Origin of the sequence: Desulfonatronospira sp. (genome assembly GCA_003563255.1) — a bacterium.
Classification (GTDB): domain Bacteria; phylum Desulfobacterota; class Desulfovibrionia; order Desulfovibrionales; family Desulfonatronovibrionaceae; genus Desulfonatronospira.
The window spans coordinates 1-9,425 of the sequence record PWSL01000075.1; the positions used below are offsets into that span (position 1 = coordinate 1).

The 9,425-nt window shown below is 50.3% G+C and carries 10 protein-coding genes; 8 read left to right on the forward strand and 2 right to left on the reverse strand.

What is annotated here, in order from left to right:
• Positions 1 to 198 precede the first annotated feature (198 nt).
• The 8 genes from arfB to QZP87_RS02175 all read left to right on the forward strand — a co-directional run bounded on the left by arfB (position 199) and on the right by QZP87_RS02175 (position 7,901).
• Positions 199 to 612, forward strand: a complete 414-nt coding sequence (gene arfB, locus QZP87_RS02145; protein ID WP_291321276.1) for an alternative ribosome rescue aminoacyl-tRNA hydrolase ArfB — start codon at positions 199 to 201, stop codon at positions 610 to 612.
• A gap of 425 nt (positions 613 to 1,037) precedes the next feature.
• Positions 1,038 to 1,376 (forward strand): nitroreductase family protein, encoded by a 339-nt coding sequence (locus QZP87_RS02150; protein WP_363330973.1) that lies wholly within the window; start codon positions 1,038 to 1,040, stop codon positions 1,374 to 1,376.
• Between the two features lie 52 nt (positions 1,377 to 1,428).
• Entirely contained in the window at positions 1,429 to 1,968 is a 540-nt protein-coding gene (locus QZP87_RS02155; protein ID WP_291321277.1) for a DUF305 domain-containing protein, read from the forward strand.
• A 75-nt stretch (positions 1,969 to 2,043) separates the two neighbouring features.
• The gene (locus QZP87_RS02160; protein WP_291321278.1) at positions 2,044 to 2,670 is read left to right on the forward strand and encodes a class I SAM-dependent methyltransferase; all 627 of its coding nucleotides are present in this window, start codon (positions 2,044 to 2,046) and stop codon (positions 2,668 to 2,670) included.
• 316 nt (positions 2,671 to 2,986) lie between these two features.
• Positions 2,987 to 4,018, forward strand: a complete 1,032-nt coding sequence (locus tag QZP87_RS02165; protein WP_291321279.1) for an efflux RND transporter periplasmic adaptor subunit — start codon at positions 2,987 to 2,989, stop codon at positions 4,016 to 4,018.
• Positions 4,015 to 7,152: an efflux RND transporter permease subunit gene (locus QZP87_RS02170; protein ID WP_291321280.1), complete on the forward strand. Its 3,138-nt coding sequence runs from the start codon at positions 4,015 to 4,017 to the stop codon at positions 7,150 to 7,152. The genes QZP87_RS02165 and QZP87_RS02170 overlap by 4 nt, the downstream gene beginning before the upstream one ends.
• Positions 7,153 to 7,416: 264 nt before the next feature.
• Positions 7,417 to 7,671 (forward strand): type II toxin-antitoxin system RelE/ParE family toxin, encoded by a 255-nt coding sequence (locus QZP87_RS15475; protein WP_363330974.1) that lies wholly within the window; start codon positions 7,417 to 7,419, stop codon positions 7,669 to 7,671.
• Positions 7,584 to 7,901 (forward strand): HigA family addiction module antitoxin, encoded by a 318-nt coding sequence (locus tag QZP87_RS02175; protein WP_291321281.1) that lies wholly within the window; start codon positions 7,584 to 7,586, stop codon positions 7,899 to 7,901. Before QZP87_RS15475 ends, QZP87_RS02175 begins: the two co-directional genes overlap by 88 nt.
• A 228-nt stretch (positions 7,902 to 8,129) precedes the next feature.
• Here QZP87_RS02175 and QZP87_RS02180 read toward each other — a convergent pair whose 3' ends face one another.
• Positions 8,130 to 8,357, reverse strand: a complete 228-nt coding sequence (locus QZP87_RS02180) for a DUF4351 domain-containing protein (protein ID WP_291321282.1) — start codon at positions 8,355 to 8,357, stop codon at positions 8,130 to 8,132.
• A gap of 140 nt (positions 8,358 to 8,497) precedes the next feature.
• On the reverse strand, positions 8,498 to 9,061 hold the full coding sequence (locus QZP87_RS02185) for a hypothetical protein (RefSeq protein WP_291321283.1): 564 nt from the start codon (positions 9,059 to 9,061) through the stop codon (positions 8,498 to 8,500).
• Positions 9,062 to 9,425 lie beyond the last annotated feature (364 nt).

Below are 9,425 nucleotides of genomic sequence, written 5' to 3' on the forward strand. Positions count from 1 at the left end.
CGAAGGATTTCCTGCAGAGCAGGGTTTAACTGGGCCTGCCCGGTTAAACCGGAGTCCCCGTTGGGGTGTTTAACTGGGGTTAATCCTGTCAAAAAACTCTTCTCTTTATTGTTGCGGGCAAAGCATCACTATGGCGGTATATCAGTATTTTTCTAATCCCTTAGCACCTTCCGGATTATCACTGAACAGGCCAACCCAATGAAAATAACTGACAACCTGTCCATAAAAGACTCGGAAATTGATCTCCAGGCAATCCGGGCCAGCGGCCCCGGCGGTCAGAAAGTCAACAAAACTGCTTCAGCAGTTCAGCTGTTTTTTGATATCAAGACCTCTTCATTGCCGCAAATTTACAAGGAAAGGCTTTTGAACCTGAACGATCAGCGCATCACTCGGAATGGATTGATTGTCATCAGGGCCGAAAAGAGCAGATCCCAGGCAAAAAACAAAAAAGAGGCCTTTAATAAATTGCAGCAGCTTATCCAGAAAGCCACTGTCGAGCCTGAGCCCCGAAAACCGACCCGTCCCTCCAGGTCTTCCAGGCAAAGACGCCTGGCTGAAAAAGCCAGAAAAAGCCGGATCAAGGAGATGAGAAAGCCTGTTGATCAGGAATAAAGATGCCTGTTGCGTACGCAGGCCTGGCATCGCCTTTTAGCCGTCTTCTCGCAGGTTGATTCAACTTCATGACAGGAGTCTGAACAAAGAAGTACCTGAGCGCGGCGGCCGCAGTACCCCCTGGACAACGAAATCAGTGTGGACCTTATTTATGATGGAGTCAGGACGTCAGTGCAATGCCTCCAGCAGACACCTGATCTGTTCCTGCAGGCCGTGTCTGTAAAGAAAACTTTTTTCAGACGCATCAGACTTGACTTGAGATATAATAACCTTCAGATTTATGAGACCAAAACCTTGGCCAACTATCCAAAAAACAAGGAGAAGTTTGTGGACGTCCTTAAAGCCGTTATGACCCGGAGAAGTATTCGCAAATATAAAGACAAGCCGGTCACTGATGAGCAGATAAAACCATCCTTGAGGCCGCCATGATGGCCCCCAGTGCAGGCAATGCTCAACCCTGGCACTTTATCATCTGCCGGGACAAAGAGATCCAGGCCAAAGTCAAAGAAATAAACCCCTATGCTGCTATGGCAGATAAAGCCCCGCTGGGTATTCTTGTCTGCGCAGATTTAAACCTGGAAAAATTTCCCGGGTACTGGATCCAGGACTGTTCAGCAGCAACTCAAAATATTCTACTGGCCGCCAATGGTCTTGGACTTGGTTCAGTATGGACAGGAATTCATCCCATAAAAGAAAGAGAGGATGGTTTTCAAAGACTGTTCAATCTTCCCCAGCGGGTGATTCCCATGGCCTATTCTGCCTGAACTTGGGGTTTTTCAGGCAGTTCAGTTTAGTCTAAACAAAGGAGAAAAGGCCATGTCATCGTTAGTCAGAATTATTTTTGCAGCCTTTTTTATCAGCACCTTGATCTTTTTTTCATCTTCAGTTGCAGCTGTGCCCCATGAGCATGAGCATATGCATGAGGTTCACAGTGAATTCGACTTTCTTGTGGAAATGATCCCTCACCATCAGGAGGCAGTGGACAGCTCCAAGGAGATCAAGTCTATAACCGGACGTTCAGAATTGCAAGAATTTGCCCGGGAAATCATAGCGGTTCAGAAAAAGGAAATTCAGGAGCTGCAAGAGTGGATACAACTCTGGTATCCGGATCGACATGCGCATGCTCGCTATGAGCCGATGATGCGGGACATTGCTGGTCTTTCCGTGGAAGAAGCGGAGCGAATTTTTCTTAAAGACATGATTGCTCACCACGAAATGGCCGTCATGATGGCCCGGGATCTTCTTGAAAATGATCTGGCAGAGCACGCTGAAGTAGGGGACATGGCCCGGTCAATAATTGAACAACAGGACAAGGAAATTAAGATAATGCAGGGGTGGCTCAAAGAATGGTTTTAGCATGCCTCTGAAGGTATTTTGGTATCAGGTAGTTATCTGGTTTTCATAATTCAGGATTCCAATCGAGGAGCAAAAATGGTTGACCAACGCAAACACTGGAACAAAGTTTTTGCCAGTAAGAGTGATCCAGAACTCGGGTGGTATGAGAGTGATGTTTCTCAGACCCTGAAGTTTCTTGATTTAATCCCGAAACACGAAGAGGCTGTGGTTTTTCTTCCTGGTGCCGGAACCTCCATTCTTGTGGACGAGTTGCTTGCCAGGGGCTTCAGGATCATATTAAATGACATAAGTGATGAGGCGTTATCCAAGCTGGCAGCAAGAACCGGTAGAAACGAAGAAAGCCTGATTTGGCTTTGCCACGACATTTCCAGACCGTTGCCTGATGGAATACCCGGGGCAGACGTCTGGATCGATCGGGCAGTCCTTCATTTCCTGACGGAAGAATCCAAAATCCAGGGATATTTTGCCAATCTAAATTCAGCCCTTCGCACCGGCGGATATGTATTGCTGGCAGAATTTTCAACAGCAGGCCCCCGAAAATGCGCCGGACTCGAGGTTTACCGATACTCTGTACAGGAAATGACCAGAAGGCTCGGCAAGACATTTACGCTGCTTGCCCATGAGGATTATACGTATATTACTCCGGCAGGCGAGGAGCGTCCTTATATTTACGCGCTTTTCAAAAAGAACTCTGGCCAATAATGAACACCAGGCGCAGCCTGACACTTATATTATAAACCTGGTTCCCACTGATGCTCCATCCTGACCTGAAACCGGCGAAATCATGCTGACTTATTGACACAGGCCATTTTAAATCCTATCCTAACTGTGCTCAAAAAGCAGCACTTTATTTGATTAATAACCCCCCCCGACCTGAATTGCTTATTAATTACTGCATCCCGGCAGGGCAAGCACATGGTCTTTGCTGAATCTCAATGATCTGACCCTTTTCTTAACAATTTTTCAGGATTATTCATGTAAAATGCCTTCATTCACAAAGAATAAGTTGCAGTCTGCAATGCTGACTGTATTGCCTGGACTTACCTTTTTCCTGTTTCTCTGTTCATGTTCAGGCCAGCCAGGCGAAGCCAATCCCATTGATTCTTCTGAGCCCAGGCGCGTGAATGTTCTGGTGCAGGAAGTCATTCCTGTTACAGTAAAAGACGTTGTTTTGCTGCCCGGAACAGCCCATGCCTGGCTTGAGGTCCGCCTGGCTTCCGAAACATCTGGACGGGTGGAAAAACTGCTGGTCCGGGAAGGAAGTGAAGTCAGCAAGGACCAGGTCCTGGCGCACATAGACGTAACCCCTCTGAACGCGGCTCTTGCCCGGGCCAAATCCGCATTCGAGCTTCTCCAGGAGCAGCTGCGTCGGCGTGAAAGCCTCTTTGAGAAAAGAATTATCTCTGAGGAAGAACTGGACAGGATCCGGGCTGAAAAGGTGCAGGCCCGTGAAGTCCTGCGTCAGGCTGAGATTGAATACAACCGCGGCCTGGTGCGGGCGCCAGGCAAGGCAAGGGTGAACAATCTCCTTGTAGAGGCCGGGGAGTTTATGGACAGGGGAGAGGTCATGATTGAACTGGTTAACATTGAAAAGATCAAGTTCCAGGTCCAGGTCCCTGAAATGGATGTGCGTTTTTTAAATGTCGGGCAACCCGTCCAGGTAATGGTTGACGCTTATCAGGATCAGCACTTTCCGGGGGTTATTGATTTTATATCCTTTAAGGCGGATCAGTCCACAAATACCTTCAGAACCCAGGTTGTAGTGGACAATCCCCAAGGAGAAATCCGGCCCGGGATGATGGCCAGGGTTTCGTTCCAGCGCCGTATCATTGCTGATGCTGCAGCCGTTCCTCTTTCAGCCCTTATTGACCGGGGCGGCGAACGCCTGGTTTATGTAGAGGAGAATGGAGTAGCCAGAGCCAGGCCGGTGCGCATCGGAATTATCGAACGTGACCGGGTTCAGATTGTTGAGGGCCTTATCCCTGGGGACAAGCTTATCATTGCCGGTCAACGTGAAGTTGAAGACGGTACTCCGGTACTGGTGCAATGATCCTCAATCATTGGGCCTTACGCAGGCAGGCATCAGTTCTTACTCTGCTGGTGATCCTGGTCATAGTGGGCGTCTATTCATACCTGACCCTGCCCAGGGAATCCTTTCCAGACATAACCATTCCCTACGTGTTTGTGACCACCACCTATGAAGGTGTCTCACCCGAAGACATGGAAACCCTCATTACCATACCCATTGAGCGCAAGCTCAAGGGGCTGGCCGGGGTGGAGGAAATCCGGGCCAGCTCTGCTGAGGGGTTATCCACGGTTGCCGTAAAGTTCATGCCTTCAGTGGACATTGACGACGCCCTGCAGAATGTAAGGGTCAAGGTTGACCAGGCCAAGGCTGACCTGCCTGCGGAACTGGAAGATGATCCTGTGGTAGAAGAGGTCAATTTTTCAGACATTCCAGTGATACGAGTGGTTCTCTCAGGCCCATATTCTCTGGCCAGGCTGAAAAACTGGGCTGAAGACATCAAGGACCAGATTGAAACCATTCCCGGCGTGCTCAATGTCCTGGAAAGCGGAGGCCTGGAGCGTGAAATCAGGGTGGAATTCGACCTGGACCGCATCCGGGCCTATAACGTGCCCTTTTCCAGCATGATCCAGGCTGTGACCCAGAGCAACGTCAACATGCCCAGCGGCAGCATGGACATCGGCGAAACCCGTTACCTGGTCCGGGTTCCAGAAGATTTCAAACACCCCTCGGAAATATTTTCCATCGTGGCCTTTGTCCGTGACGGCAAACCAGTCTATCTCCGGGATGTGGCCAGAATCGAGGACACCCACAAGGATCCCCTGACCCGGAGCCGAATCAACGGAAGTCCCAGCGTGACCCTTTCCGTGCAGAAACGCAGCGGCGAGAACATCGTCCGCATCTGCGACCAGGTCCGCGCCCTGGTGGATGAGACCAGACCCCAGCTGCCCGGAGATCTGCAACTGGACATTACTTCTGATATGTCCCAGAACGTCCGGCTGATAGTCTCTGAACTGGAGAACAGCATTCTTTCCGGACTGATCCTGGTACTGACTGTGATTCTGATATTCATTGGTGGCCGCTCAGCCATTTTCGTGGCCCTGGCCATTCCCTGTTCCATGTTTATTGCTTTCGCTCTTCTGGCCGGACTGGGCATAACCCTGAATATGGTGGTCCTTTTTTCCCTTATCCTGGCCCTGGGCATGCTGGTGGACAACGGCATTGTTATCGTGGAAAACATCTACCGGCACATGCAGAACGGCCAGCCAGGAGAAATCGCCGCCCGCACCGGCACTGACCAGGTGGCCTGGCCGGTAATCACGGCCACCCTGACCACCCTGGCCGCCTTTATTCCCATGCTTTTCTGGCCCGGGATCGTGGGCGAGTTCATGATGTTCCTGCCCAAAACCCTGATCATGGTCCTTTCCGCGTCTTTATTTATTGCCCTGGTGGTCAATCCCGTACTGTCTGCCCGCTATCAGAAGGTGCGTGCGGCCACACTCCCTGACCCTGACCAGCCTGTCCGCCAGGCATGGATCAAGAGGATATATCTTCGCCTTCTCAAGTGGTCCCTTGGACACAGATTAATTGTCCTTTGCACTGCTTTTCTGTTTCTAACAGTCTCAATCACGGCCTTCGGAATCTGGGGCAAGGGTGTGGAATTTTTTCCTGAAACCGATCCCAACAGGGCCTTTGTGCATATCCGGGCACCCGAGGGAACCAGCCTGGATGCTTCAGACAGGCTTGTGGCCCAGGTGGAATCCATTGTCAGGGAATATGAGGATATTGAGCATGTTATCGCCAATATCGGCTCAGCCGGCGGCGACCCCTTTGCCGCAGGCGGCCCTGGCACTCATCTGAGCCGCGTGGTTATTGATTTCAAGGATTTTCACGAGCGCTCCCAATCCTCATCCAAGACCGTGGCTGAAATCCGGGAGCGGGTTCTGGCCGCCATTGCCGGAGCTGAACTGCAGGTGGAAAAGGAAGAGGGAGGCCCTCCAACCGGCCCTCCGGTGAACATGGAAATCACTGGAGTAGATATCCGGGTGCTTGGCCAGCTGGCCGCTGAAGTACGCAGGTCCATAAAAGACATTCCCAGTCTGGTTGATCTGAAAGACAACTTTGTACATGGAAAGCCTGAAATTCTGATCAATGTGGACAAGGAAAAGGCCGCGCTCCTTGGCCTGGACACCTACTCCATTGCTTACACCGTAAAGGCCGCCATCGGCGGAGTCAGGGTAGGCGTGCTGCGCGATGACCGGGACGAATACGATATCACTGCCCGTTTGCCTGAAGAAGCCAGAAATTCTCTGGAATCCCTGAACCGGCTGACCGTATCAGGACCTCAGGGTCAACCGATTCCACTGACCAGCGTGGCCCAGGTGGAATTGTCCAGCGGAGTGGGAGACATCATGCGCCTCAACCAGCGCAGGGTGGTCACAGTTTCCGCATCTGTATCCGGACGGCTGGCCAATGATGTGCTCAGGGATATCGAACATCACCTGGCCGGTTTTGACTGGCCGCGTGGTTATTCCTATCAGTTTACCGGTGAGCAGGAGGAGCAGGCCAAGGCAAAGGATTTTCTGAGCAAGGCTTTTTTTGGGGTGCTCATGCTGATCTTCCTGATACTTATCACTCAATTCAATTCCATCATACCTGCCCTGATCATTCTGACCACGGTCCTGCTCTCACTGATCGGAGTATTTACCGGCCTGCTGGTCACTGGGATGGCTTTTGGAATCATTATGACCGGGATCGGGGTCATAAGCCTGGCTGGAGTGGTGGTAAACAACGCCATAGTGCTCATTGACTATTACATGCAGCTTCTGGGCCGGGGCATGGATCGCGCAGAGGCCCTTCTCCAGGCCGGAATGGTCAGGTTCAGGCCGGTAATGCTTACTGCCATTACCACCATCCTGGGCCTGATGCCCATGGCCACTGGAGTCAGTTTTGACTTCAAAAGCCTGTCCTGGAGCATAGGCGGAGAATCAGCCCAATGGTGGGGACCCATGGCTGTGGCCGTGGTCTTTGGCCTGGCCGTCGCCACCCTTCTGACCTTGATAGTGGTCCCGGTTCTGTGCTCCCTGTCCAGAAGCCTGCCCGGAGTAGCCCGGGGGCTCTATGGCGAAAATAAAAAGTGGATAGTTACGAAGGATTAAGGGTTTCGCTTTTTTGCAAACGCATCTTATCAGCAGATAGAACGCTGGAATTACTTGCGGGCTTGGGTGTTTTAGTTCACGATAGCAATAAAACATTATTGACTTTTGTCACGTGACACGCTACTCTGTCCTCAATGATCAAGACCTTTGCAGATAAGCATACAAAGTCCTTGTATGAAACGGGAAAGTCAAAAAAACTGCCTTCAGATATTCACAGAAGGGCCTCAAGGAAGCTGGAACATGTAAATCTGGCCAGTTCTCTCGATGATCTTAAAGTCCCCGCCTGGGAACAGGCTGCACAAACTTGCAGATGATCGTGAAGGACAGCATTTAATAGCTATAAATGATCAGTGGCGTATCTGTTTTCGGTTTGAAGATGGCGACGCTTTTGATATAGAGGTTTGCGATTACCATGAACAGGAGGTGAAATCATGGCTATCAACAATACTGGAATTAAACGCAGGCCCTCCCACCCTGGTGAGATGCTACGCGAAGATTTCATGCCTGATTATGAATTGAATGTTTCAGCACTGGCGAAGGCGAAAGCACTGGGGGGTTCACGCCAGTCGATTAATGAACTCATACTGGAGCGGAGAGCAGTCAGTCCTCAAATGGCCATCCGGCTTGGCCGGTTGTTTGGAAACTCAGCAGAATTCTGGCTGAATGCGCAACGGGCGGTTGATCTGTGGGAAGCTGGTCAGGCGCTTAAATCCGAAGTGGCAAGAATTCGGCCGCTAAATGCTGCATAACTGATCACAACAAAATGAAGGCTTTTTGCAGCTTCTTATAAGCGCCCCATGTGTCAGGATAGTTGTCGCCTCGAAGAATAGAAGTTTAGAACTGCTTTTTCCATATCAAAATGGTGGTTCAAAGACTCAAAATCAAGTAAAAAACGAGACCTTCTAAAATATTTTCAGTACATTGGCTGGGTCCGACCCGAACAAAAGTGACCGAACAAACATGGCTATCCCCGTAAGTTAGCTGTCATTCAAAACTTCGTCCATGCTCTGGGCTGTAAGGATACGTTCTGACCATTGCCTCAGTTGTTGAGAACCGGCGGACTCAATCAATCGTTGCTTGTCTTCCGGGATAGGACCGAACTTAAGGGCCAGCAGGCGTGAAAACAGCTGGGCTTCGCCTTTCTGCATGCCCTGTTGCATGCCCTTTTTAAGAGCGATTCTTTCTATGCCTGTTACGTATGGCATTTGATACTCCTCCTCTATTTGACGAATATCGCTGAAAATTTTGGACTCCAGGTCTTCGGGAAGGGACATCATCCAGTCCAGCACTGCAAACAGATCCAGGATTCTCTGACGATTCCAGCCCCGGGCAAAGAGAATGCGGATCAGGCGAATCTTGGCTGCGTATCGCTCCTGAGTTTGCCCTGGGTCTTTTTGGTCAACAGATGCACTGCTGTTACCAGGGCGAAAGCATTATTCGAGTCAAGCAGCTGATCTGTTTTCGATTCCCAGTCCAGAAGTTTGACAGCTGGAAAATCAAACCTCATCCGGCAGCCGTAGAGCTCATAGCCAAAGCTGTCCGGATGCCAGCCCGGACTGGTATCAGCCAGCACCGCAAGACTGGCCAGGGGCTTGTCGTACCGGTCAAAAAGCCGGTAATGATAGGTGAACATCCGCCTGGCAAAAACATTCTCAATATCACCCTGAACCTCAATATGTACGTATACCCAGCCTTCATCTCCGCATAACCTGCGCACCCGCACCAGCTTGTCCACATATCTGCGTCCAAGTTCAGCATCCCTGGTCACCTGCTGTAATTCCTTGTCCAGAAAATCATACCCTGAAGTCCAGTCAATGTCATCAAAAATTACAGGGAAATAGAACTCCATAAATTCCGGGAAATATCTTTCCAGCGCTACTTTCCAGGGGCTGTCGTATTCATCGCTCATAGGTTCTGCCTCAAATTTTTAGCTGTGGCGGCTCAAGCTCGCCTGCTTAGATCGCTGAAGTATTTCGAGTCGTACTTAGGGATGTTCAAAATACCGATATGCCTAGGCGCTTAGCACAAATTTCAAACAAACATGTTGGTTGCTAAAATCTGTTCCTGGTTCCTGGTTCTTCGTTCCTGGTTACCTCTTGTTCCCAGGCTGGAGCCTGGGAACAAGAAAAGAAAGAAAAGAAAAGAAAAGAAAAAAATCCCTGCTTGCATGTTAGTGGGGACAGGCACCCCGGCACTTATTTTTTATTGAACAAGAAACAGATTAGAAAAATAAGTGCCGGGAGAGCCAGTCCCCGTGCTCAACGCGTCCTGCA

What these genes read in the sequence shown, in the direction of transcription:
- QZP87_RS02180 (WP_291321282.1), bottom strand. Translation starts at nt 8,357, where the DNA reads ATGCCATACGTAACAGGCATAGAAAGAATCGCTCTTAAAAAGGGCATG.
- QZP87_RS02165 (WP_291321279.1), top strand. Translation starts at nt 2,987, where the DNA reads ATGCTGACTGTATTGCCTGGACTTACCTTTTTCCTGTTTCTCTGTTCA.
- QZP87_RS02160 (WP_291321278.1), top strand. Translation starts at nt 2,044, where the DNA reads ATGGTTGACCAACGCAAACACTGGAACAAAGTTTTTGCCAGTAAGAGT.
- QZP87_RS02150 (WP_363330973.1), top strand. Translation starts at nt 1,038, where the DNA reads ATGATGGCCCCCAGTGCAGGCAATGCTCAACCCTGGCACTTTATCATC.
- QZP87_RS15475 (WP_363330974.1), top strand. Translation starts at nt 7,417, where the DNA reads ATGATCTTAAAGTCCCCGCCTGGGAACAGGCTGCACAAACTTGCAGAT.
- QZP87_RS02155 (WP_291321277.1), top strand. Translation starts at nt 1,429, where the DNA reads ATGTCATCGTTAGTCAGAATTATTTTTGCAGCCTTTTTTATCAGCACC.
- arfB (WP_291321276.1), top strand. Translation starts at nt 199, where the DNA reads ATGAAAATAACTGACAACCTGTCCATAAAAGACTCGGAAATTGATCTC.
- QZP87_RS02185 (WP_291321283.1), bottom strand. Translation starts at nt 9,061, where the DNA reads ATGAGCGATGAATACGACAGCCCCTGGAAAGTAGCGCTGGAAAGATAT.
- QZP87_RS02175 (WP_291321281.1), top strand. Translation starts at nt 7,584, where the DNA reads ATGGCTATCAACAATACTGGAATTAAACGCAGGCCCTCCCACCCTGGT.
- QZP87_RS02170 (WP_291321280.1), top strand. Translation starts at nt 4,015, where the DNA reads ATGATCCTCAATCATTGGGCCTTACGCAGGCAGGCATCAGTTCTTACT.